Source organism: Blastopirellula sp. J2-11, from assembly GCF_024584705.1.
Lineage (GTDB): Bacteria > Planctomycetota > Planctomycetia > Pirellulales > Pirellulaceae > Blastopirellula.
The window spans coordinates 5,295,873-5,320,621 of sequence record NZ_CP097384.1; the positions used below are offsets into that span (position 1 = coordinate 5,295,873).

17 protein-coding genes are annotated in these 24,749 nt (G+C 56.4%); all 17 read left to right on the plus strand.

Going from position 1 to position 24,749, the window contains the following annotated elements; translation table 11 throughout:
• The first annotated feature begins 34 nt into the window (after positions 1 to 34).
• The 17 genes from M4951_RS20890 to M4951_RS20970 all read left to right on the plus strand — a co-directional run bounded on the left by M4951_RS20890 (position 35) and on the right by M4951_RS20970 (position 24,744).
• Entirely contained in the window at positions 35 to 802 is a 768-nt protein-coding gene (locus M4951_RS20890; protein WP_262023563.1) for a flagellar hook-basal body protein, read from the plus strand.
• 36 nt (positions 803 to 838) lie between these two features.
• Positions 839 to 1,639, plus strand: coding sequence for a flagellar basal-body rod protein FlgG (flgG, locus tag M4951_RS20895; RefSeq protein ID WP_262023564.1), 801 nt, complete (start codon positions 839 to 841; stop codon positions 1,637 to 1,639).
• A 30-nt stretch (positions 1,640 to 1,669) separates the two neighbouring features.
• A complete protein-coding gene (gene flgA / locus M4951_RS20900) occupies positions 1,670 to 2,533 on the plus strand; it encodes a flagellar basal body P-ring formation chaperone FlgA (RefSeq protein WP_262023565.1) in 864 nt (287 codons plus the stop codon).
• Positions 2,533 to 3,228 carry a flagellar basal body L-ring protein FlgH gene (locus M4951_RS20905; RefSeq protein WP_262023566.1) on the plus strand — a complete coding sequence of 232 codons (696 nt, stop codon included), beginning with the start codon at positions 2,533 to 2,535 and terminating at the stop codon, positions 3,226 to 3,228. Before flgA ends, M4951_RS20905 begins: the two co-directional genes overlap by 1 nt.
• Positions 3,229 to 3,230: 2 nt before the next feature.
• Positions 3,231 to 4,376 (plus strand): flagellar basal body P-ring protein FlgI, encoded by a 1,146-nt coding sequence (locus M4951_RS20910; RefSeq protein WP_262023567.1) that lies wholly within the window; start codon positions 3,231 to 3,233, stop codon positions 4,374 to 4,376.
• A 20-nt stretch (positions 4,377 to 4,396) separates the two neighbouring features.
• Positions 4,397 to 4,816, plus strand: a complete 420-nt coding sequence (locus M4951_RS20915; RefSeq protein ID WP_262023568.1) for a rod-binding protein — start codon at positions 4,397 to 4,399, stop codon at positions 4,814 to 4,816.
• Positions 4,817 to 4,857: 41 nt separating this feature from the next.
• Complete coding sequence (locus tag M4951_RS20920) at positions 4,858 to 5,379, plus strand: flagellar protein FlgN (protein WP_262023569.1); 522 nt, start codon at positions 4,858 to 4,860, stop codon at positions 5,377 to 5,379.
• Positions 5,380 to 5,416: 37 nt separating this feature from the next.
• On the plus strand, positions 5,417 to 7,120 hold the full coding sequence (gene flgK / locus M4951_RS20925; RefSeq protein WP_262023570.1) for a flagellar hook-associated protein FlgK: 1,704 nt from the start codon (positions 5,417 to 5,419) through the stop codon (positions 7,118 to 7,120).
• Between the two features lie 121 nt (positions 7,121 to 7,241).
• Positions 7,242 to 10,973, plus strand: a complete 3,732-nt coding sequence (flgL, locus tag M4951_RS20930) for a flagellar hook-associated protein FlgL (RefSeq protein ID WP_262023571.1) — start codon at positions 7,242 to 7,244, stop codon at positions 10,971 to 10,973.
• Positions 10,974 to 11,135: 162 nt separating this feature from the next.
• Positions 11,136 to 11,576, plus strand: coding sequence for a flagellar assembly protein FliW (gene fliW, locus M4951_RS20935; RefSeq protein WP_262023572.1), 441 nt, complete (start codon positions 11,136 to 11,138; stop codon positions 11,574 to 11,576).
• Positions 11,577 to 11,824: 248 nt separating this feature from the next.
• Positions 11,825 to 12,046 (plus strand): carbon storage regulator CsrA, encoded by a 222-nt coding sequence (gene csrA, locus M4951_RS20940; protein WP_002655288.1) that lies wholly within the window; start codon positions 11,825 to 11,827, stop codon positions 12,044 to 12,046.
• Between the two features lie 507 nt (positions 12,047 to 12,553).
• Positions 12,554 to 16,447, plus strand: coding sequence for a flagellin (locus M4951_RS20945; protein WP_262023573.1), 3,894 nt, complete (start codon positions 12,554 to 12,556; stop codon positions 16,445 to 16,447).
• Between the two features lie 202 nt (positions 16,448 to 16,649).
• Positions 16,650 to 20,432, plus strand: a complete 3,783-nt coding sequence (gene fliD / locus M4951_RS20950) for a flagellar filament capping protein FliD (RefSeq protein WP_262023574.1) — start codon at positions 16,650 to 16,652, stop codon at positions 20,430 to 20,432.
• 105 nt (positions 20,433 to 20,537) lie between these two features.
• Positions 20,538 to 21,089: a flagellar protein FliS gene (locus M4951_RS20955; RefSeq protein ID WP_262023575.1), complete on the plus strand. Its 552-nt coding sequence runs from the start codon at positions 20,538 to 20,540 to the stop codon at positions 21,087 to 21,089.
• Positions 21,090 to 21,295: 206 nt separating this feature from the next.
• Positions 21,296 to 22,156 carry an MqnA/MqnD/SBP family protein gene (locus M4951_RS20960; protein WP_262023576.1) on the plus strand — a complete coding sequence of 287 codons (861 nt, stop codon included), beginning with the start codon at positions 21,296 to 21,298 and terminating at the stop codon, positions 22,154 to 22,156.
• A gap of 173 nt (positions 22,157 to 22,329) precedes the next feature.
• On the plus strand, positions 22,330 to 23,562 hold the full coding sequence (locus tag M4951_RS20965; RefSeq protein WP_262023577.1) for a M20 family metallopeptidase: 1,233 nt from the start codon (positions 22,330 to 22,332) through the stop codon (positions 23,560 to 23,562).
• A gap of 45 nt (positions 23,563 to 23,607) precedes the next feature.
• Positions 23,608 to 24,744, plus strand: coding sequence for a YbdK family carboxylate-amine ligase (locus M4951_RS20970; protein ID WP_262023578.1), 1,137 nt, complete (start codon positions 23,608 to 23,610; stop codon positions 24,742 to 24,744).
• The last annotated feature ends 5 nt before the right edge of the window (positions 24,745 to 24,749 follow it).

Below are 24,749 nucleotides of genomic sequence, written 5' to 3' on the forward strand. Positions count from 1 at the left end.
GCCTGGGGGGGCGAATCATGGACGAAACGCAACAATGCCATACGGCCTATACATCGCCGCGGAAGGCGCCCAAGCCCAAGCCCAACGGGTCGAAGTTCTCGCGAACAACATCGCGAACGTCGACACGACCGGCTTCAAACGCGATTTGGCCGTTCTGCAAGCTCGTTATTCCCAGGCCATTGAAGACGGCATCGACTATCCCAATTCGGGCTCGATCAACGATGTCGGCGGCGGCGTCTACGTCAGCGAAAAAGTAACCGACTATTCGCGCGGCGTTCTCAAAGGAACCAACATTCCGACTGACTTGGCGATCGCCGGAGAAGGCTTCTTCCAGGTGGAGATCGATGGCGAGACCTATCTGACGCGAGCCGGCAATTTTACCTTCACCGCCGAGGGCGCATTGGTCACTTCGGCCGGCAACGCCGTCTTGGATGCTGAAGGAACCCCGGTTCAAGTCGATCCGGAAGCGTTGGCCAACCACGTCGGCAACTACTTCGACGAAAACGGATTTTGCACCGTCGGCGGCGACGTCGTGCCGTTGGCGATGGTCAAACCCAAATCGAACAGCGATCTAGCCAAGTATGGCGACAACGCCTTTTTCCCGCTGGCTCCGGTCGAACCGTTGGCCCTGGAAGAACGTCAGACCCGCGCCGGCTACCTGGAAGGGTCCGGCGTCAACTCGATCACCGAAATGATGACGATGATCGAAGCCCAACGTGCTTACGAAGCGAATGTGAACCTGATCAAGAATCACGATGAGATGCTCGGCAACCTGATAAGCCGCGTTCTCCGCCAAGGCTAATCGCCGGCGTCTTTCCCCCTTGGATAAGTAGCGATCATGAGCGTTCAAACCCTTTATACCGCCGCGACTGGGATGCAGACTCTGCAGACCAAGCTTGATGTGATCTCCAATAATCTGGCGAACGTGAACACGACCGCCTTCAAAAAAGATCGCGTCAATTTCGAGGATCTGTTTTACGACAATCGCGTCTTGCCGGGCAAACTGGACGGCGCCTCCAACCCGACGCCAACCGGCACGCATATCGGCTTGGGCGTTCGCGTGCAGAGTACGCAGACCGACTATCAACAAGGCGCCTTTCGCGAAACCGATCGCTCGCTCGATTGGACCATTCGCGGCAAAGGCTTCTTCCAAGTGCTCGATCCGACCGGACAGACCTACTACACGCGAGCCGGCAACTTCTCGATCAACGCCAACGGCGAAATCGTGACCGGTTCGGCCGGCATCGGTCGTCCGCTCGAACCCTCGATCACCATACCGCAAGATACGACCGGCATCGAAGTTTCCTCCGACGGCATTGTATCGGTGCAGCGTCCCGGTCAGCAAACGCTGGAAGAAGTGGGACAGATTCAACTTGCCAACTTCATCAATCCTGAAGGGTTGCTGAAGTTGGGAGATAACCTGTACGCCGAAACCAACTCTTCCAGCGCGGCGATCATCGGCAACCCAAACATCGACGGTTTTGGCAGCGTCGAAAAAGGCTTTCTAGAAGCGTCCAACGTCGAGCCGGTGCAAGAGCTGGTCGACCTGATCACCACGCAACGTGCTTTTGAGCTGAACTCGCAAACGGTGCAAGCCGGCGATCAAATCCTGCAGCTCGTCTCGAACTTGCGTCGTTAATCGCCTGAACGCCTAGAAAGAATCATTCGCATGCTTCGTCACCTCACCACCATCGCCTTGCTCCTGACCGGTCTGACCAGCGTCGCTCAGGGCTACGATGTCGTCCTTCGCCGTGAAGCGGTGGTGGTCGATTCCATCGTTCGGCTCGGCGATCTGGCCGAGATCGGTGGGCCTTCGCAACGTTTCGTGCAAGAGCTGGAACAGTTGGAACTGTTTCCGGCGCCCAGCCTCAATCGCTCTCGCTTTGTCACCATCAATGACATTCGCGCGCAACTGACGGCGCGCGGCTTTCAGGACGCCGACCTTTACTTTACCGGGGCCAGCCGCACGCGAGTCGCTCGCACTGATGGCGTCGCGCCCCTTAGCAAAATCATTCGCAACGCTTCTCAATCGGGCGTGCAGCAAACCAGCTGGAGCGGCGGTCCTTTGGCCGAAGGAGAAGCTCTGGTCGTCTATACGGTTCGTCCGATTCGTCGCGGCGAAGTGATTCAAGCTGAAGACTTGACCGTACAACCGCTCAACACCGTTCGGACCGAAGGTGATTTTGAAACTCGGATCGAAGCGCTCGTTGGCAAAGAGGCGATTCGCTCCCTGCCGGCCCAACGTCCCATCGAGTCTGGCTCGATCCGCGAACCGGTGGTCATCCAACAAAACGACGTCGTCACCGTCATCGCCCAAATCGGCGGGCTCGTCATTCGCCGCGACGCGATCGCCGCCGGCGACGCCAGTGTTGGCGATCTGTTGATGGTGCAAGCGATCTCTCCCGACGCCAAACGAGGTCAACAGCGGGGAGAAATGTTTCAGGTTCGCGCCTATGGCCCAGGTCAGGCGATGACGCTCAACAGCGATCCACGTCAAGCCGCGACCGTCACCGCATCAAGGGGAACCCGCTAATGAACCGAGTCACGATTTTATGTTCCCTGATGCTGACCATCGCGACGACTTCGCTCGCGGCGGCGCAAGGGCCAACTTCGAGCCTGGCTCAGCGCAGCTTGCCGGGCAACCCGTCCGTTCCCGGCGAACAAGTCGACGGTGCGAACCGCGACCTCAGTTGGTATTACCGCGAACTGCCGCCGCCGCGCAAGATTCAAATCAAAGACATCGTCCATATTCGCGTCGATGAAGCGGCCGAAATGGAATCCGAAGGCAACCTGAATCGCCGTAAGCAGGCCAACTTCAACGCACTGCTGGCCAACTGGGTTCATCTCGAAAATCTAAAAGCGATCGTACCCGATCAACAGGAAGATGGCTCGCCTCAGATCACTGGCCAGTTGACCAGCCGCTACCGCACGCAAGGAACGTTGGAAACGTTGGAAGAAGTTCGCTTCCGCGTCGCCGCGACGGTCTCTGAGATCATGCCGAACGGCACGCTGAAGATCGAAGCCCAAAAAGAGATTCAGGTAAACAACGAAACTTGGACCTACTATCTGCGCGGCGTTTGCCGCGTCGAAGACATCGACCCGAACAATGTTGTGTTGAGCGAACGCCTGGCGAATCTCAGCATCACCAAGCAAGAGACCGGACACATCCGTGATTCGTACAAACGCGGCTGGTTATTGAAGATCTGGGACGGTTGGAAGTGGTTCTAAACATGAAAACGAAACCGATCAAAACCGCCATGAAAACGACTGCTTTGCTGATGTTCGTGGGGATCGCCGGCTACTCCGCCGCGGCTCAAGCACAACCGCAATCGCCGCCGCAGCCCTTGGTCGCTGAGCGATTTCAAATCACCCAGCCGTTATCAACTTTCGTCCGCGTCAAAGGACAGGAAGAAAACTACCTGCAAGGGATCGGCCTGGTGGTCGGCCTGAAGGGAACCGGCGACAAAAATCTGACCCCGACGCACAAAGCGTTGTCGTTGGTGATGAAACACCTCGGCAGCAACTCCGGCGCCGGGCCGGATGGAGAGTATTTGCCCGACGCGTTGAAGACCGTCACCAACACCGCGTTGGTAATTGTACGAGCTCGCGTGCCGGCCGAAGGCGCCGAAGAAGGAGACATGATCGATTGCGAAGTAAGTTCGCTAGGCGCCAAGAGCTTGGAAGGAGGATCGCTGGCGATCAGCACTTTGCAAGGCCCGAACCCGCACGACAAGACGGTCTGGGCGATGGCGACCGGCAACCTCGAAACCTTTAGCAAAGCAGTCCCAACCAACGCTCGCATCAAGTCGGGCTGCCGCATCGAAAAGTCAATTCGCAACTCGTTTGTGACGCCGGACAAAAAAGTCTATCTGGTGCTGAACGACGGCTACAAAGATTGGCAAATGGCTCAAGAGATCGTTTTTAGCGTCGGCAATCTGCTGCAAGTTGGTCAGGGATCTTCCAGCAACGTGCAAATCGCGCGGGCCCTGGACCAAAAGACGATCGAAGTCCAAATTCCGCCGCAGTATCAATCCGACCCGGTCTTTTTCGTCTCGATCCTGATGGATACGCCGATCGTCGACAAACAGCTCAATAACAAAGTAGTCATCAACAAGGCCAGCGGCGTGATCGTCGTCGGCTCGGACGTCGAGATCGGTCCTGACGTCGTCACCCACAACGGCATCAAGATCGAAACGATCGATCCCGAGTCTTCCAAGTTTGTCGAGGTCAATACGCAACCGGCGTATGCGACTCGCTTGAAAGATCTGGTCGACGCTTTGAACACGCTTAAAGTCCCTGCCGAAGACGTGATCGACATCATCGTGGCGATCCATCACCAAGGCAAACTGTACGGCGAATTGATCTTTGTGAACTAGCAAACGCCGAGAAACGAACCATGGTAACCAGCGCCCCCGCCAATTTGACTTCCGCCGCTCCCGCTGCTCAGCAGTCGGAACTGCGGGAAAAGTTCGACCAGTTCGTCGGGGAATCGCTATTCGGCCAAATGCTGAAGTCGATGCGGAAGTCGGTCGGCAAGCCTGCCTATTTTCATGGCGGTCGCGGCGAAGAAGTCTTCCAATCGCAACTCGATCAACTGCTTGTAGAAAAACTATCCGAAGCCAGCGCTCAGGAGCTGTCAGGTCCCATGTTTGAACAATTTATGACTCAGTCGAATCTCAGTCCCGAATCGAATTCGAGTTCGTCTTCTAACGAAACGTCGCAACGATCGCCTCACTGGAAGCAAGTCAGCCTGATTCAGGCCGTGCAGACGTTGAACGATCAACCGAGCGCTCCGCTGTTGGACGCTTTGGCGTAAACACCGCTTTCATCGCAAGCCGCTAGAGTAAGGTTTTCGCTATGCCCTTTACGCCCGTAGACGACGCGTTGGAAACTTCGACCGTCGACTGGGAAGCGTCCACCGCCGAAGTTCTGCAAGAACTGACCAGCGTCCAGGACGAACTCATCGAAGTGCTGGGGACTAAACGCAGCCAGATGGTCGCACGCGACATCCCCGGGATGGAAGCGACGCAACTGCGTGAGCTCGATCTGATCCAGCGACTCGAACAACTGCGCGACGCGCGCCATGACTTGCTGCTATCAGCGCAAAAGCAGGGATTGCCTGGCGATAGCATCGAATCGCTAGCCGTACTTGCTGATGGCGCCGAAGGTGAGAAACTGCGCGAGATAGCAAGCACAGCGAAGCAACGAATGCGCACTATCCAGAACGAGACGCTAGTAAACTTCGTGCTAGCCCAACGCAGCGTCCTACATTTGTCGCAGATTTTGCAGATCATTGCGACCGGCGGCAAACTTCAGCCGACTTATGAACAGGAGAACTCCGCACATCAAGGAGGGACTCTTGTGGACCATGAAGCCTAATTTTGACCAGGCGAAGGTCCATGGAGGATAGTCAAGGATGACTCTTTTTACATCGCTTCAGCAATCCAAGAACGCGCTGGTCGCCGCTCAAATCGGGATCCAAGTGACGGGCAATAATATTGCCAACGTCAATACGCCCGATTATCTGCGCGAACGAGTTATCTATACCCCTGCGCCGACCCAAGCTTACGGCAACCTGCGGCTCGGAATGGGCGTGCAGGTCGAAGCGGTCGTTCAACAGGTCGACCAATTCCTCGAAGAACGCCTACGAAATTCGATCAGCGATCTCGCCAACGGCGAAACCCAAGAGAGCGTCTATCTACAGCTTGAGGCGCTTGTCGGCGAATTAAGCGATACCGACATCAGCACCTCGCTGAATGATTTTTTGGGGAGCATCAATGACATCCTCAATCAGCCCGAAGATGTCAGCGTTCGCAACTTGTCGGTCCTTCGTGGCCAGACGCTAGCAAGAGACATCAGCCGTTTGTATGGCCGCGCCAAGGAAGTTCACACCGATCTCAATAAGCAAATTAAGCAGGCGGCCACCGACATCAACTCGCTGCTGAATGATATCGCCGATTTGAACGTCAAGATCACGACACTGGAAGCTGGGCCGATCACCAAAAGCGACGCGATCGGTCTGCGTGATCAACGCCAGCGCAAGCTGACCGAATTGGCCGGCATCATCGACATTAAGGGAGTCGAGCAAGAGAATGGATCGACCTCGGTATTTCTCGGCGGCGAATACCTGGTCATCGACGGCATCGCTCGGCAGGTCGAAACAAAATCGGTCGCCGAAGACGGCCTTACCAATGTGAAGCTCACGTTGGCCGGCACCGACTCGCCGATTCTAGCGAGTTCCGGAAAATTGGCAGGTATGATCACTTCGCGCGATGCGATTGTCGGCGAGTTCATGAACAATCTGGATGACTTCGCCCAGACGTTAACCTTTGAATTCAATCGCGTTTTTTCGAGCGGACAAGGACAAACCGGTTATCAGACGATGACCAGCGAGTTCTTCGTCGAAGACGCATCGATCGATCAACCTTTAGACCAGGTTGGGCTCCCCTACACGCCGACCAACGGCTCTTTCAAGATATTCACTCAGAACCTGCAGACAGGCCTGAAGAACACCATCGACATCTCGGTCAAGCTGAACGGCTTGCCGGATGATACGTCGCTGCAAGGTCTGGCTGACGCGATCAGCGAAGTGGACGGCCTGACTGCATCGATCTCACTGGATGGTCACCTGCAGATTGACAGCGATTCGCAGAACGTCGAATTCGCCTTCGGTAGTGATACGAGCGGCGTTCTAGCGGCGTTAGGCCTTGGCACGTTCTTTACCGGGACATCGGCCAGCACCATCGGCATTCAACAGGTGATCAAAGAGGACCCCTCCAAATTCGCCGCGAGCAAGAACGGTATCGGCGTCGACACCGACAATGCCGTTGAAATGGCCGGATTCCTCGATCGTCCCTTGGATAGTCGCAATGGACAAACGCTCGACAATGTTTATGCACAATTGGTTGGCGAAGTGACGCAATCGGCTTCGGTCGCCAAATCGGTCGCCGAAGGTTACCGCGTCTTCAAAGAAACGCTAGATGGGCAAAAGCAGGGACTTAGCGGCGTCAGCCTGGACGAAGAAGCGGTCAACTTGATTACCTTTCAGCGTCAATTTCAAGCAGCGTCGCGGTTGATTTCCGTCATCGATGAACTGCTCGAAGTATTGGTCAACATTTAGCAAGCAGATAAGAAGTCGCGGTAATTTGTGATTCGAGCGACGCCGCCGAAAGATCGCCGGCTGCGTTCGCGTTTTTGTACATTCCCATTTCATCCTTGCGTTCCAAGCAGCGCCTACCGCCATGACTCGAATCGTACCAGTCCCGACTACCCGCGTAAGCGACGGCAACTTGCATTCTCGTTTGCTGTCGCAATTAGCGGCAAGTCAAGCCAACCTGTTCAGCCTGCAAAACCAGCTCAGCACGGGCCGTCGGCTGTTGGCGCCTAGCGACGATGCGCCGGCCGCGATTCGCGGCATCACGTTGCAGTCGTTGATCGAACGGAAGACGCAGATCAGCGTCAATCTGTCGACCAGCCAGTCGTACCTGGCCGCGACCGATACGGCGATGGCCGGCGCCGCCGATTTGTTGGCCGAAATGCGTGGTCTGGCCGTCACGATGGTCGATTCGACAGCAACCGATACCGAAGTCGCGGCGGCGAGTCAAACTTTCCAGAACGCGCTGCAGCAATTCGTGGATATTGGAAATCGGCAGTTCCGCGGTCGCTACCTCTTCGGCGGCTCTAATACCACGACGACTCCGTTTACCATCAAAGACGGCCTGGTCCAATACAACGGCAACACGAATAGCCTGAACAGCTTTGCCGATATCGATTTGCTCTTTGATACGACCGTGAACGGCAACGACGCTTTCGGTGCGATCTCGCCGGAAGTCAAAAGTCAGATCGATCTGAATCCCGTACTAACCAAAAATACAAAGCTCTCCAATCTGCGCGGCGGCGGTGGAATTGCATCCGGCAGCTTTGTCATTTCCGATGGCGTCAATCCAGTCACAATTGACATTCGCTCGGCCGAAACTGTCGGTGACGTCATCAACTTGATTGAGAAGAACCCGCCGCCGGGACGAACAATCACTGCGCGAATCGACAACAACAGTCTGATCGTTGATATAGACGATGCTGGCGGCGGCAACTTGACGATCCGCGAAACCGGCGGAAGTCATGTCGCCGCCCAACTAGGGATCCTGAAAACCAACGGCAACGGCGTCAATCCGATTGAAGGCGCTGATCTGAATCCGATTATTACGGCGACCACCAAGCTGTCAGACATTTTGGGGTCCAAGTCGCAAGCAGTCGTTTCTTACGCCGGCGCCAATAACGACATCGTCCTGAACGCCAAAAATAACGGCGCCGATGCAAACGGCGTCACGCTGCAATTGGTCAATGATGATCTGCTGCAAGCCAAGCCGGGGCTGACCAAAGGGAACGAAGTCGTCACGCTGGCCGAAGATTTGCAACGTGCGCAGACGACGCTCGACCTGGATGGGGCCGGCAACAGTTTGTTGCTCACCGCAAACTCGACCGATGGCAGTCTGGACGGCGCACGAATCGTCTTCGATTCTACCGGCGACATCGGCGACACTGCCGTGATCGGTCCAACTACCGTCGTCAACGGCGTGAAGACAATCACCGTCCAGATTGACGATACCGATGAAACTTCGCTGCAATCACTGTCGGACGCGTTCATCGCCGATGGGCGATTCTCGGTTGGATTTGATACGTCCACCGGCGAATCATTCAACGCAGCGAGCCCGGTTCTCGCCACCAATAGCGGCAACGCCTATACGACCTACGTTCAACAAGATGGCGTGAAAGCACGCGCCGCGGTCCCACTCTCCGGCGGTAACAACGACTTAATCTTGACCGCCAACCAAGCGGGATTTGATTTTAACAACGTCAACATCGTGATCGACGCCTCGGGAGACATCGGCAACACGGCGACGGCGACTTACACCGACGATGGCTCTACACGCACGTTGACGCTCGCCGTCGACGACAGCGATGAGACTTCGCTGCAAACCTTGATGAACGCGATCATCGCGGAAGGATCGTTCTCGGTTCGCCCCGATAGCTCCAACGGCAATACGTTTAACCCCAACTCGTTCGTTTCGGCGACCGACGATGGTTCGATCGGAAACACCGGCAATAGCGGCGGCGACTCCAAGACGATTTTTGCCCGCGTTGACGCCGATCGCACCAACGCCAACCAGCTTGTTTCGGCGCTGAATAACAACGCAAAATTTAGCGAACTGTATACAGCCGAGATTGACGAACACGATACGGTTTCGGATTTTCAACGCGGAACGGGGGTTGTCGATCTCTCGGTGATCGCTGAGTTCCAAGGAGGAAGCGGCGCCAATTTTGACGCTTCGTCTGGGCTGCAAATCATCAACGGCGGCGATCCGCAAATTCTTAAGTTTGATGACGCGAAGACAGTCGAGGATCTGCTGAACGTATTTAACGGCGCCGGTTTGGGCGTCCTGGCCGAAATCAATAGTGCCGGAAACGGCATCAACGTTCGCTCGGTCGTAAGCGGCGGCGATTTCACCATCGGTGAGAACGGCGGCACGACTGCGTCCCAGCTAGGCCTGCGTACTTTTAATGAATCTACGCCGCTTAATTCGCTCAACTACGGCCTGGGAGTTCACGCGACTGAAGGGACCGATTTCACGATAACTCGCAATGACGGCCAGCAGTTGGAGATTGATGTCTCGAGTGCTAAAACCGTGGGCGACGTTCTCAATCTGATCAACAACCATCCCGACAATCAAGACGGTAGCCCGGTTGTCGCGCGACTCTCTGACTTTGGCAACGGCATCGAACTGGTCGACGACAATCCGGCCGGCGTTGGTCGTTTGACAATTGAACGAGATATTTTGAGTTCGGCGATCATCGATCTTGGGTTGATGCCGGCAGGTGAAACGGTGACAACCGTTTCTGATTCGCCAACCGCAACAGCGGCGACCGCGACAGTCGAATTTTCTCCGCCTACAAACGAAAATAACGCGATTCAGATCAGCGCCAACTTACCAGGCACGACGTTTAACAACGTGCAGGTCGAATTCGTCAACTCGGCCGCTTCCGGCGACCAGGCGATCGTGAACTATGATCCGAATACGAAAAAGTTGACGATCGATGTTGATCCCGCGGCGACCACTGCAAATACGGTCATCGCGGCGATCAACGCTGAAGGAACCTTCTCAGCAGATACGGCGCTTCAGAGCGATCCCACTAACAATGGCGAAGGATTGATCGTTCAAACCGGCGTGATCACTTCGACCAACGGCGGAACCCCCATCGCTGACGCCGAACCGTCCGCCGCCTCGGTCAGCTTTGCGGCCCCGGAAGATCTGAACACCGCGTTCACGTTGGAGTCGCTTTATCCGGGCACCGCTCATAACGATGTCCAGATCGTCTTCACGGATACGCTGTCGTCGGGATCGCCGACCGCCGTTTACAACTCGGGGTCAAAAACGCTGACCCTCTCGATCGACGCCGGCGTAACGACAACATCGGAGATCGTCAACGCGATCAACCTCGAAGGGACATTCCACTCTCAACTTGATCGCAGCGTCGACATCACAAACGACGGGACAGGCGCCGTTTCGGCGACAGGGACAGTCGGCACCACATCTGGCGGCACAGCCGAAGTGATGTCTGGAAAAGACGTCAACCCGCGAGAAACCAAAAGCGTTTTCAACACGCTGATCAAATTAAACGAGGCGATCGTCGCACGCGACTACGTGCAGATCAGTCGCCTGGTTGATTCGCTGGACACGGATCTCTCCAGACTCAGCTTTTCACGTGGCGAACTCGGCGCCCGTTCGCAGAACGTCGATTTGATGAAGACGCGACTTGAAGACGACATGGTCGAATTGGATGCGAACTTGTCGACCGAGATCGAGGTCGACTTCGTCAAAGCGGCCTCTGATTTCGCCGCGCAACAAGCTTCGTACCAGGCGTCGCTGCAAACGATCGGACAGATTTATCAATTGTCGCTGCTCGACTATATCTAATCTGGAATACGTAAGAAAACGTGGCGCCGCACGTTCTGCGACGGATATTCGGATTTTATGGATTCGTCCTGGTTCAGTCGCCGATAAATCAGAATGTCAGAAATTAGGTCGCTACTAGGGCGATCATGCCAGCATTGCATCACTGATCGAGATGTTTCGACCATGGATATCTATACGGCTCGCTTCGGAAAGCTTGAAATCGTGGATGAGGACGTAATCCTGTTCGCGGACGGTTTGATCGGCTTCGAAAGTCTGGTTAACTGGATTCTACTTTCCGATGAGAAATCGGAGGACCTTGGCTGGTTGCAATCACTAGAGCAACCGGAAGTGGCGTTGGCCGTCGTCAGCCCGCGACGCTATGCCCCCGAATATCGGGTTCGTCTCGAGAAAGAAGAAGTTTCGCCGATTCGGCTGACCGCCGACGACGAGGTTTTCGTACTTACCATCGTCAGCAAGCACGAAGATTCGCTGACGGTCAATCTTCGCGCACCGGTCGTGATCAACCTAACCAAGCAACTTGGACGGCAAATTGTGACGTCGGACGATCAGCCGCTGCAGTACGAGATCCAAGGCGGCGCTTCTTATTACCGCAAGAGCGCCTAGTTCGCTCGAATCTGCAGGCAGAATTCCGGCGGTACATTCGATTCCGCCGACAGAAGTCGACCATTGCGGCGGATATTGATTGGGCGTCAGCCAAAGTCCGATAGATGCTACTGCGGCCGGCGCCGCGACAGCGATGCTATCCCACGCTTGGGCCGCTAGCTGACTCCCGCTTAAAATAAATACGCCCTACCGTTCTCCGGCGTCGCCGTTAAACGGATTAGAACAGCGCACCGAGGAAGGAGCCTGATATGCTCGTCTTGTCGAGGCATCGTGACGAAAGCATCATGATCGGCGATAACATCGTCATCACCATCGTCGATATTCGCGGCGACAAAGTTCGTCTTGGCATCGCCGCACCGCAAGACATCCCCGTACATCGTCAAGAAGTGTACGAAGCGATTCAACGCGAAAACCAGCAAGCGTCTCGTTTGCAGCCGAACGAAGCCGCCGCTCTCCGTAAGACGAAGTAGTTTTGCGCACTTGCCGCGCAACGAACTACTCCTCCCTTTCGTCTTACCCGTCGTAATCCGCTCAATGGCGCCTGGCCCGGCGCCTTTCTTTGTCGCTGCTGCGACGTCGGATTATCCCTCGAAGCTTCGTAAAATGCGCTGCGGAAACGCGCAGCCAAACTAGGCGAAGTCGCCGTTTTCGATGCTCTGTAACGGTCGTAACGCTAAGGCCTATTAGGTTCCCTAATCGCGCAAGGAAAACTTCATCAATCACCTCAAGCACGCCAGTAATCATGTCCGATAGTCCTCGATAGATGATCGTGCATAGGATCGGTCGAGCGCTGGAGAGTACCACTTTTACCAGAGCGAAATTGCAGGTTGACCTGCAGGGGCAAGAAGCCTCCTCAAATGACAAGTAGATAGGTTTGAATAGGGCTGCGTTTGCAGCCGACCGTTCCGATTCAATTGACTCCCCAGGCGTCGGACGGGCTTCAAAGTAGTCCCTGGATTTAGGAGGGGTGACTCCCAATGACCCGCATCAATACAAACGTTAGTTCACTTGTTGCTCAAAAGAACTTGGGCCGCTCGAACGCGGACCTGAACACGACCCTGACCCGTCTTAGCACCGGTCTCCGCATCAACAGCGGTAAAGACGATCCGGCCGGTTTGATCGCCAGCGAAGCGCTTCGTAGCGATATCACGAGCGTCGAAAAAGCGATCACCAATAGCGAACGCGCCAATCAGTTGATCGCGACGGCCGACAGCGCCCTCGGTCAGGTCAGCTCGTTGCTGAACGACATTCGCGGGTTGATCTCGGAAGCGGCGAATACCGGCGCCCTCAGTGACGAACAAATCGCGGCGAATCAGCTGCAAATCGACTCGTCACTCGAAGCGATTGACCGTATCGCTCAGGTCACCTCGTTCCAGGGCAAACGTCTGCTCGACGGTAACTTGGACTTCATCACGCAGAACGTCAACAGCTCGGCGATCGAAGGTCTGCGTATCGATCAAGCCAACTTCGGCACGCAAAGCTCGATCGGCGTTAAAGTCAACGTCGTTCAGCAAGCGACCCGTGGTACGCTGAACTACGGTTTCGGTGCGGTCGCCGACGATCTGGTTCTAGAAATCGGCGGCGCCAACGGTACCGAAGCGTTCAACTTCGCCAAGGGTTCGACGATCGAAGAAATCGCCTCGGCCGTGAATCTGGTCTCGGACGCCACCGGCGTCGAAGCGCTTCTGGAAACGGCCGCGACCAAGGGCGAACTGACCGTCAGCAGCTTTGGCACGGACAATGACATCTTGCTGACGGCCAACGAAGCCGGGTTCGATCCAGGCGACGTCCGCATCAAGTACAGCAAGGGAACCAGCAGCACAACCACCGCCAGCTACACCGCTCCGGTTGGCGCTGATCCCGGCAAGTTGGAAGTGACGCTCGGCGTTTCGGACTATGAAGCGGCCTCGTTGGTGGTTGACACCGTCGGCGATAACAACGCCTTCACTCTGACCGCCAACGAAGCGGGCGCCGACTACAACGGCACCCAAGTCGTCTTCGCCGACGGCGCCGAACTGGGTGACGAATCGGCCTCGTACGATGCGTCGACCAAGACGTTGACGATCACCAAGAACGCCGCATCGAACGCCGATGCGATCGTCGCCGCGATCAACAACGCCACAGAACGGACCGCTGCGTCGTTCACCACCTCCGGCGCCGCGAACGCTTCTCTCACCGTGACGTCGAAGATCTTGGGTGACGAAACGAACAGCGTCGGCATCGAGTATGTCGACAACGCCTCACTCACGGGAGGCGCGCTCGTCTCGTTTGACGAAGCCAACAACAAGCTGGTGGTCCAGATCGACACCGGCGTTTCGACCGGTACCGAAGTTCGCGACGCGATCAACGCTCAAGTCGGCGACCTGTTCTCGGCCGCTTACGCGACGGGTAACGATGGTTCCGGCGCTGTGGCAACTGGTGATATCGCGGGTAGTTCAACTTTCGCCGGCGGCACGACGACAGCTCGTTCGCAAGCCTCGGTGTTGGTCGAAGCAGGTAATGCTGACGCTTCGATCCATGTTCGCGCTCTGACCGGCGGCACGGAGATCGATGGCGTTCAGCTGATCTATTCGACCTCAGGCGCCGTGGCCAAAGGCGCTGAAACGGCCGCTTATGACGCCGACGCCAATACCTTGACGGTTCAGATCAACGTCGCGTCGACCGGCGCCGAAGTCGTCACGGCCATTGACTCCCTGACCGGACTGTTCGACGCCCGAAACGCTCTCGGAAGCGATGGTTCTGGCGTTGTTCAAGTGGGCGACACGACCGGCACGACGCTGTTTATCGGCGGCGACCGCCAGAAGACCACCGATCTGTTCACCGCCGCAGTGGTGGAAACCACAGGCTATGGCGCCGGAGCCGGCATTGTCGCCACCACCGGAGCCTACGGGTCGACCGCGTCGGGCGGCATCACGGGGGGTGACATTGTCGCGACGGCGAATGACGTCATCGAGGCGATCAACGCCGCCACTGGCAACAACAAGGTTACTGCTTCGCTGGCCGCTGGTAACGACGGACACGATACGGTCACCGAGTTTACGAACTACGCCTATAGCGGCGTCGCCGAGCAGAACACCAGTCTGCAGTTCCTGTCGCCGGAAGATTCGCCGAACGTTCGCTTTGTCTCGAACGCCGACACCAGCCTGAGCATTGACACGACGACCGACCCGCGTGTCGAAGGCCTGTCACAGGCGATCATTCAGAACGCTGACGCCAACGGCACTTTCTCCATCACCGCCAAGCTGAAGGGCACCGACTACGACGGTTACACGATCAGCTTCGTTGACAACAACGACTTGGCCGGCGGTGGCGACGAATACGCCGTGCTCGACAAAGAAGCCAAGACGCTTGTCTTGAACATCCAGGATGGCGTTTCGACGGCTGAAGACGCGATCAACGCGATCAACAACGACGCATACGTCAGCCAGTTCTTCGAGGCCGAGAACTTCGGTTCCAGCGACGGAACGGACGCGCTCGACATCAACGAACTAACCATTCCGGCCGGCACCGACGGCGGCCTGGTTAGCGAAGGCACATTGATCGTCAACCTCGAAACCGACGCAGACGGAAACGTCAAGACGACGGCGGACGACCTGATCGCCTTCTTCGATGATCCCAGCGCGTTCATTTCGGATCCCACCGAAGCCGCCAACACGTTGGCGTACTTGCAGGATCGCGGCATCAGCGTCACTAACGTCAGCGGCAGCGACGGCAGCGGCATCCTGTCCGCCACGACCGAAGACATCACCTTCGCGACCAGCGGAACCGAACTGGAAGACGCCCAGGCGTCAGGTACGACCTATTCGGTGAACGGCGTCAATGCTCAGCTGAGCTTCACGGCGATCAACTCTGGCGCCGACTACGACAACGTCAAGGTCCAGTTCGTGAACGACGCTACGGTCACCGCAGGTGTGGATGAACGCGGCGAATACGATGCGGCCAACAAGACGCTGACCTTCTACATCGAGGAAGGTCTTACGACCGCAGCCGATATCGCGGACATCTTCGATAGTGCGGACGGCAACTATGACGAAAGCCTATCGTTGCTGTTCAGCGCAACCGCCAGCGGCGGCGCCACCGTCACCACCGACGACACGGCGACGCTGACCGGCGGCGTGATCGACACTGGTTCGACCGACGGAGCCGCGTTGCTCGGCAACTCGGACCTGGAAAATACCGGTCTGTCATTCCAAGCGACCAACTTTGGCGCCGACTCGTTCGTCAGCGTGAAGGCCCTCACCGGCACCTTCAATCTGACCGATCAAAGCGGCAACACCAATGTGGATCGTTCGTCGGGTACGGACGTTGATGTTCGCATCAACGGTATTCAAGCGATCGGCGACGGTTTGAAAGCCTCGATCAACACTTCTTCGCTTGACCTGAGCTTCTCGCTCGGCGAAAACGTCGAAGATGACTCCAGCTTTGAATTCGAGATCGTCGGCGGCGGAGCCTTGTTCCAACTCGGTCCGGACGTGGTCAGCAATCAGCAAGCCCGTCTTGGTATCCAAAGCGTCAGCACCGCCACCTTGGGCGGCGTCAGCGGACGTTTGTTCGAGCTTCGCTCGGGCGGTAGCAAGAGCTTGTCGGAAGATGTCGGCGGAGCCGCCAAGGTTGTGGACGAAGTCATCTCGGTGGTGACCTCGCTTCGCGGTCGATTGGGCGCCTTCCAGAAGACGACCTTGGACTCGAATATCTACTCGTTGAACGATACCCTGGCCAACCTGACCGAAGCCGAAAGCTCGATCCGTGACGCCGACTTCGCTGCGGAATCGGCCAAACTGACGCGAGCTCAGATTCTCGTCCAGGCCGGCACCAACACGTTGGGCATCGCCAACCAGAACCCGCAAAACGTGCTCAGCCTGCTCCGATAACATTCGGGCTGAATACGCCAAGCTACAAAAGCCTTCGCCATCTTTGGCGGAGGCTTTTTTTTTGGTTGATCGGCTCCAACTACCTAATCGGAATAAGCTGGAGATTTTACCGCCGTTTGGTCGATAAAGGATGATGACGCTATCTAAACATTGACGTTAATGCAGGCCGCGCGGGCCGCCTGAGAAAGCGACGATTTCCCCCATGGCTGGGATTAGCAGCAGCACCGGCTTAATATCCGGCATCAACATTACCGATACGGTAAAGCAACTGCTTTCTATCGAAGCGCGTCCTCGCGACTTGCTGATTTCGCGCACAGCCATCGTCTCGGACGAGCAAGGTGCGCTCAGCAAGGTCACAGCGGCGATTCTGAGTCTGCAGTTTTCCGCCAAAGCGCTTGCCAAGCCATCGATCTTCAATGCCCGCACTGCGGTGACGAGCAATGCTACCGCGTTGACGGCGACGGTAACCGGTACGCCGCGCATCGGCGTCACGCAATTGACTCCTGTGCGGACGGCACAGTCTCAGCAGTACCTCAGCTCTGGGGTCGCTTCGCTTACCGAATCGCTGTCGGCGGGCTCGATATCGATCAGCTCAAGTCCTCGATTGGACCAGGGAATCGATCTCAATCGATTGAACGGCGGCGAAGGCGTTGGTCCCGGTAAGATCAAAATCACCGACCGGGCAGGGGACAGCGGTACAATCGATCTGCGTTACGCTACCACGATTGACGACGTGCTAGCTGCGATCAACGCCAATGACGACATCGACGTGACCGCGACGATCGAGGGAGACCGAATCAAGCTGACCGACAACACCGGTCAAACGACCAGCAACCTAGTCGTCAAAGAGCTGTCAGGCGGATCCACCGCCGCCGACCTCGGCCTGCGCGACGTCAACGTCGCCGCCAGCAGCTACGTTGGCAATGACATTCTCTCGCTCCATAGCGAAACGCGACTCAGTTCGCTTCGAGATGGCGCCGGAATTCGCTTGAGCAGCGATCTGGACGATCTGACGATCGCATTTCGCGACGGCACGACAAAAAATATCGGCTTGCGTCAGGGCGCCAAACCAGAAGACTTCGCTACCGCTTCCACCGCGACGTTCGACTCCAAGTTCAGCATTACGGCCAACAATGCCGGCGCCGAATACGAAGGGGTCGCCGTCATTTTCGAGAACAACGGTTCGATCACCCAAGGCAACGAAACGGTCGTCTACGACGATCTCGCCAAGACCGTCACCGTACAAATTGCCGAAGGAAGCACGACCGCATCCGATGTGATCAGCGCGATCAATAACGACGCTAACGCGGGTCTCTACTTCACCGCGGCGACGGTTGACGGCGGAACCGGCGGCGGACTGATTGACTCGATCGACACCGCGATCACCTCAGGCGGCACGGCCTTATCGACGGCCGTTACGACGGCGGCGAACGCTAACGCCAGCATCGAGATCAGCGCCATCAACGCCGGCGCCGAATACGACGACGTCCAGATCCTGTTTGTCGACGATCCAGGCGTCACTCAAGGGAACGAGCTCGTAGAATATGACGACAGCGATCCCTTCAACAAGACGCTGACGGTCCGCATCAAAGCCGGCGAGACCACCGCGGATGACGTTGTCGCTACAATTGGAAGTGATCCGCTTGTCAGCCCGCTATTTTCCGCTGCGAACGCGTCGGGAAGCAACGGCTCTGGGCTGATCGACGTCACTGACACCGGCACGACAACGGGAGGTGAACAAAACGCGGTCGGCATCTCGACCGCACAAGCGGTTGACGGAGTCGTCAAACTTACCGCCAAGCAATTGGGGGGAGAGTACGACAACGTCACCCTCCGCTATGTCGACGATCCCGCCGTGACCGCTGGAAACGAAGTCGTCCAATACGACGATAGTGATCCCGATAACATCACGCTCACCGTGCGGATTCAAGCTGGCGGCACGACGGCCGACAATGTCATCACGGCGATCAACAACAACGCGACGACTTCCGCACGGTTCACCGCGGCCACCGCAGTCGGCGGAAACGGCGACCGAATCGTCGACACTAACAGCACCGCGCTGACCACGGGAGGCGCAGCGCGTGAAGAGCGTTCGCCGCAAACTCTGGGCGACCTACTCACCATCTTCAACGAAATCGACCCGACGCGGCTGCAAGCCCAAATTTCGTCCGATGGCGACCGAATTGAATTGATCGATCTCTCCACCGACAACGGCGGCTCCTTTTCAGTCAGCAGTTTTGGCGATGGGCATGCGGCGGAAGATCTGGGCATCGCCTTCTCTACCACCAGCGACACCATCTCCAGCGGGCGCTATGTCGGAGGACTCAATTCCAAATTAATTAGTTCGCTCAACGGCGGACAAGGTTTGGATCTGGGAGAGATCAAGGTGACCGACCGCAGCGGCGCCTCGGCGACGATCGATCTATCTGGCGCTGAAACGGTCCAAGATATCTTGACCGCGTTGAACGATTCCGGTCTCGGTATCGAAGCGGAATACAACAGTTCTGGCAACGGGATCACCCTCCGCGACACGACGGGGCAATTTTTCAGCAACTTCAAAGTTGAGAATACCGGCGCGACAAACTCGGCGGATCTGCTGAACATCGCCCAATCTTCAGCGAAAACCAAGGTCGAATCAGGTTCGTTGCATTTCCAATACGTCAGCGAACAGACCGAACTCAGTTCGCTAAACGGCGGGAGCGGCATTCCCAAAGGCAAATTCCTGGTCCGTGACAGCGCCGGCGGCGCTCGCGTTTTTGATCTGTCGGACGACAGCATCCAAACGCTCGGGGATCTCATTGATACGATCAATGGTCAAACCGGCGTCAAAGTGAAAGCACAGATCAACGACACCGGCGACGGGATAAAAATCGTCGATCAAGCAGGCGGATCGGGCGAGCTCCGTATTCAGGACTCAGGCACGTCGCAAACAGGGACCGCATTGGGGATCGTCGGAACCGGGGCCGTCGCCGAAGGAGAATCCAAGCAGAGTCTCTCAGGCTCGTTTAACAAGGTCGTTCAAATCGAGGCCGGCGATACGATCACCGACGTGATCACCAAGATCAACGACCTGGACGCCGGATTCTCGGCGAACGTGTTCGATTATGGCGCCGGCTCCGAACGTTATCGGATCTCGTTGGTTTCGGACAAAACTGGCAACGATGGAGCCTTTCAGATCGACTCGTTGAGTTCAAGTTTTGAATTTGACGAAACGGTGCGTGGTCAAGACGCGCTGCTGTTATTTGGATCCAACACGAACGGATCGGCCGGGATTCTGACCACCTCATCGACGAACACGTTTACGGGGGTCGTCGAAGGGGTAAGCGTGACGATCAAAGAAGCGACGAACACGCCGATCAACGTTACGATTTCTGACTCGGACAGTTCGCTTGTCACCGCCGCAAATGCGTTTGTCACGCAGTACAACGCGCTGGTGGATTTGATGGACGAATACACGGCGTTTAACGAAGCGGACAGTTCGACCGGCATTCTGTTCGGCTCGAACGTAGCGAATCGCATCGACTCGGAGCTGAACGAGATTCTTACGCGGCGCTACCCGAGCCTCGGCAGCGTTCAATCGCTGGAACAACTTGGCTTTAGCTTTAACGGCGAGACCGGCAAAATGTCGCTCGACGAATTGAAGTTGAAGTTGAAGTACGCGGAGGATCCCGATGCGGTCGAAGATTTCTTCACCAAAGAACAAACGATCGGCGGAGAAACGAAGCAACTCGGTTTTGCGAAAAAGTTTGACGATCTCATGGAATCGTTTGCAGGCGCCGGCAGATCATTGTTAATTAGTCGCATCGAAACTCTTCAATCCAAAATCGATCTCAATCAGTCACGAATTGACACCTGGAATGAGAAGTTGGAAAAGAGGCAAGAAGTCTTGCTGAACAAGTTCTACGATTTGGAGACGACCCTGGCCGGCATCCAATCGAACCTGTCTTACCTGGACGCGATTCAGCCGATTACGTTTCCCGAATAGTGGTCGCGGAAATTCGCACAAAGCTTCACCCGCCAGCGACCGATAGATAAAGCAAGGCCAAAAGCCTTGCGGATAGTTTTCTTGATACCTAACCCGGCAGTGACCATGTTCGAATACGGCGCAACCAATTCCTATCTCGAAACGGAAGTCCTGACCGCCACGCCGCAAAAACTGCAAATGTTACTGATCGGCGGCGCGATCCGTTTCGGACAACAAGCGCTGAATCTGAAGAACGACGGCCAGGACGAAGCCGCCTGGGAAGCTCTGCTGCGATGCCGCGGCGTCATCACCGAAATCCTAATCAACCTGAAACCCAATGTGGCGCCGGTCGCTAGTCAGGTTGCTGGCATCTATCTGTTTCTGTTTCGCGAACTGTCTGACATCCAGATCTCGAACCAATACGAAAAGATCGCCGCGCTCTTGCCGGTCTTAGAAGAAGAACGCGAAACCTGGCGACAAGTCTGTGAAGTGATGCCGGAAGCGCCAGAAGGGCCTCGCGAAGAGGTAAAAGAAATCACCGCTGCGAACTCGCAACCCTTGGCAGGCGACGTCAGCAGCGCCACGCCGAGCGGAGCCCACTGGGGATCGACCGCGGCCACCCATTCGGCTGGCCAATATCAATCAGAGCATGGTTCTGGATTCTCGCTCGACGCCTAGTCGAGCAAACGTCGTATCGGCGTGACTCGAAACAAGACCAATCGGCGCGCAGTTTCTGCCAAATCTGTTGCGCGCGCCGGAATCATGCGGTTCTCTCGATAAGGTCGTCTTTCTTCCCCCTGTGACCCCGGTTGCGTGTTACGGGAAGATCGGCGACGATTGTCAGATTAGTCTGCATTTTGCGATTTTGTTCTGGAGATCTTCCCTTGTCCACTTCGACTCAACTGATTCGCGTCGGCCATAGTCCCGATCCCGACGACGCTTTCATGTTTTATGCGTTGGCCGCCGACAAAATCGAAACCGGCGAATATCGCTTTGAGCATGAATTGGTCGACATCGAGACCCTCAATCGCCGCGCTTTCCAAGGAGAGTTGGAGCTAACCGCGATCAGCATTCACGCGTACGCACACCTGGCCGACAAATACGCAATCTGCTTGTGCGGCGCCAGCATGGGGGACAACTATGGCCCCATGGTCGTCGCGAAGCAGGCCTGCTCGCTCGAAGACCTGAAGTCCAAAACGATCGCCGTTCCCGGCACGTTGACCTCAGCCTTTCTAGGCTTGCGACTCTGCCTGGGCGCCGATTTCAAGCATGTCGTTGTGCCGTTTGATCAAATCATCGAAACCGTCGCTGCAGGCGAGTTTGAAGGGCAAAAGATCGACGCCGGGCTCATCATTCACGAAGGGCAACTCACCTTCGGTCGTGAGAAGTTGGAATTGATCGTCGATCTCGGCGTCTGGTGGCATGATCTGACCGGCGGCTTACCGCTGCCGTTGGGCGCCAACGGAATTCGCAAAGACATGGGCGAAGAAAACATCCGCGAAGTTACCCGACTGCTGAAAGAAAGCATCGTCTTCGGTCTCGACCATCGCCAAGAGGCGCTCGATTACGCGCTGCAATTTGGCCGCGGACTCGACAACGAACTTGCCGACAAATTTGTCGGCATGTACGTCAACGACTGGACGGTTGACTTTGGCGAGAAAGGTCGCGAAGCGGTTCGCCTGTTTCTGAAGATGGGATACGAAGCCGGCGTTATCCCGACATTGATCGAACCAGAGTTCGTTTAGTTCAGATCTGAAAATCGACGATCTGTCTAAACCACCCTGTTGATAAAAGGCTCCCTTGGGAGTCTTTTTTTATGCGCCTTTTGCAGCGATTGTAGCGGCCAGATGGCGCCTCAAAATGCTACAGTAAACGAGGAAACATTAACTTTTGCCTGACTACCGCGTACTCTTTAGACATGATCGAACGAGCCTGGCAATCCGAACTCGCCGCGATGATCACCGCTCAAGAAGCGAAGTGGATCAACTTCCGGCGGCGATTGCATCAAAATCCAGAGCCCTCAGGGCATGAATATCAAACGAGCCTAGCCATTTATCAAGAGCTGAGCTCACTCGGCGTCGATTTGCGCATGGGGCCGGAAGGTCGCGGAGTTTTGTCAGATTGGCGAACGCCGCATGTCGAAGGTTTAGACGAGGCCATCGCGATTCGGGGTGATATCGACGCGTTGCGAATTCAGGATCAAAAGGAAGTCCCTTATCAAAGCCAATGCCCGGGGTTGATGCATGCCTGCGGTCATGACGCGCATGCGACCATGGCGCTATGGGCGACGACGCTGATTGTCGAACTCGATCGCGCCGGCGCCCTCCCCTGGCCTTTGCGACTGCGGTCGATCTTTCAACCGGCGGAAGAGACGTGCATCGGCGCGTTAGAGATGATCTCGGCCGGCGCGTTGAAAGACGTACGCGAGATTTACGCGTCGCATGTCGACCCCACATTGCCAACCGGCCGCATCGGCCTGCGCGTCGGCGCGCTGACCGCCAGCTGCGATGCGGTGCGAATCCTGATTCATGGCCAAGGGGGGCATGGCGCTCGACCGCACGAATCACGCGATCCCATCGCCGCGTCCGCTCAACTAATCAACGCACTTTACTTGTCGATCCCGCGTGTTACCGACAGCCAAGACGCAGTCGTGTTGACTTTCGGCCGAATCCACGGCGGCGAGAACCTCAACGTCATCCCTGAACAAGTCGAATTATTTGGCACGCTACGGACTCTCGACACGGACGTTCGCCAGAGAACGATCGACCATATTCATCGCATCACCGCAGGAATCCAACGAGCGACTGACACGACGATCGAAGTCTGCTTTGACGTCGGCACCAGTGCTGTTATCAACCAAGCAAAACCGATTTCTCGACTGAAAAGCGCCATCGTCGAGTCATTCGGCCATGAAGCGATCTACGAAATTCCGCGAGCGAGCATGGGGGGCGAGGACTTTGCTTTCTATCTCGATCATGTTCCCGGCGCGATGGCGCGGCTTGGTTGCCGTCCTCCGGCGGTCGATCGCGCGCCGTTGTTGCACAGTCCAATGTTTGACATTGATGAAGCCGTATTAGCGATCGGCGCTCGCATGTTAGCAAGCGCCGTGATTCATGCATTTGAACCGACACAGGCTCACGAGCAGTTGTAGCTCACTTGTCGTACTTTGGATCCTGCTTGAGGGATACGCGCCGCTATGAGCAAGTTAGTTTTTACGTCCAACGACGCATTTACCGTTGGCATAGAGCTGGAACTGGGGCTCGTTGACTCCCAAACAATGGCGCTATCCAGTTCAGTGCAACGACTGCTCGACGCTGCGCCCGCCGAGATCGCGTCGCGGATCAAGCCCGAGTTGATGCAATGCTGCCTGGAAATTAATACCGAGGTCTGCACGACCATGGCTGAGGCCGAAAGCGATCTGCGCCGCAAACTGCTCGCCGTGCAAGGATTAACCGACGACTTGGGACTGCGACTCTGGTGGGGATCGACTCATCCCTTTTCGCATTGGTGCGATCAGAAAGTAACGCAGAATGAGCGGTATCTAAATCTTGTCGATCTGCTGCAAGAGATGGCGCGGCGTCTGGTGACTAACGGACTGCATGTGCATGTTGGCGTCGAATCAGGCGACAAAGCGGTGATGATCTGCGACCGCATCATGCAATACCTGCCGCTGCTCTTGGCCCTTTCGACCAGTAGTCCCTACTGGGAAGGACGCGACACCGGACTCGCTTCGCACCGCAGTAAAATTATGGAAGGCCTGCCGACAGCCGGCTTACCGCCGCTGATGCGCAATTGGAGCGAGTACGTCTGGCTCGTCAATCACATGGTCGACACCGGCTTTATCAACACGATTCGTGAAATCTGGTGGGATGTTCGCCCGCATCACAACTTCGGGACGGTTGAAGTCCGCGTCTGCGATATGCCAGGCAACCTGGAAGATGCGATGACCATTTCGGCGATGATCCAGTGCCTGGTGAAGCAACTGTCAGACGAAATCGACCACGGCGCCTATCAGCATGATTGCCATCCGATGATGGTGCGACAAAACAAATGGCGCGCATGCCGCTTTGGCTCCGACGCCAAACTGGTCAATTCGTACACCTATCAGGTCGAATCGGTCAGCACGGTCGTCGCCCGCTTGGTCGAACGTCTGATGGCGCCGGCGATCGAGTTGGGCTGCGAGCAATACTTGTTGCGAGCGCAAGACATTGCCGACCGTCCCACTTGGTCCGATCGGCAACGATTGATTCTGCAAGAGACCGGCGATCCGACCGAAATCGTTCGACAAATGACCGAACAATCTCGCATCGAAACTTCGGCCGCCGCCGAATAGCGGCC

Coding starts and splice junctions, on each gene's coding strand:
- M4951_RS20890 (WP_262023563.1), top strand. CDS start 35: ATGCCATACGGCCTATACATCGCCGCGGAAGGCGCCCAAGCCCAAGCC.
- flgG (WP_262023564.1), top strand. CDS start 839: ATGAGCGTTCAAACCCTTTATACCGCCGCGACTGGGATGCAGACTCTG.
- flgA (WP_262023565.1), top strand. CDS start 1,670: ATGCTTCGTCACCTCACCACCATCGCCTTGCTCCTGACCGGTCTGACC.
- M4951_RS20905 (WP_262023566.1), top strand. CDS start 2,533: ATGAACCGAGTCACGATTTTATGTTCCCTGATGCTGACCATCGCGACG.
- M4951_RS20910 (WP_262023567.1), top strand. CDS start 3,231: ATGAAAACGAAACCGATCAAAACCGCCATGAAAACGACTGCTTTGCTG.
- M4951_RS20915 (WP_262023568.1), top strand. CDS start 4,397: ATGGTAACCAGCGCCCCCGCCAATTTGACTTCCGCCGCTCCCGCTGCT.
- M4951_RS20920 (WP_262023569.1), top strand. CDS start 4,858: ATGCCCTTTACGCCCGTAGACGACGCGTTGGAAACTTCGACCGTCGAC.
- flgK (WP_262023570.1), top strand. CDS start 5,417: ATGACTCTTTTTACATCGCTTCAGCAATCCAAGAACGCGCTGGTCGCC.
- flgL (WP_262023571.1), top strand. CDS start 7,242: ATGACTCGAATCGTACCAGTCCCGACTACCCGCGTAAGCGACGGCAAC.
- fliW (WP_262023572.1), top strand. CDS start 11,136: ATGGATATCTATACGGCTCGCTTCGGAAAGCTTGAAATCGTGGATGAG.
- csrA (WP_002655288.1), top strand. CDS start 11,825: ATGCTCGTCTTGTCGAGGCATCGTGACGAAAGCATCATGATCGGCGAT.
- M4951_RS20945 (WP_262023573.1), top strand. CDS start 12,554: ATGACCCGCATCAATACAAACGTTAGTTCACTTGTTGCTCAAAAGAAC.
- fliD (WP_262023574.1), top strand. CDS start 16,650: ATGGCTGGGATTAGCAGCAGCACCGGCTTAATATCCGGCATCAACATT.
- M4951_RS20955 (WP_262023575.1), top strand. CDS start 20,538: ATGTTCGAATACGGCGCAACCAATTCCTATCTCGAAACGGAAGTCCTG.
- M4951_RS20965 (WP_262023577.1), top strand. CDS start 22,330: ATGATCGAACGAGCCTGGCAATCCGAACTCGCCGCGATGATCACCGCT.
- M4951_RS20970 (WP_262023578.1), top strand. CDS start 23,608: ATGAGCAAGTTAGTTTTTACGTCCAACGACGCATTTACCGTTGGCATA.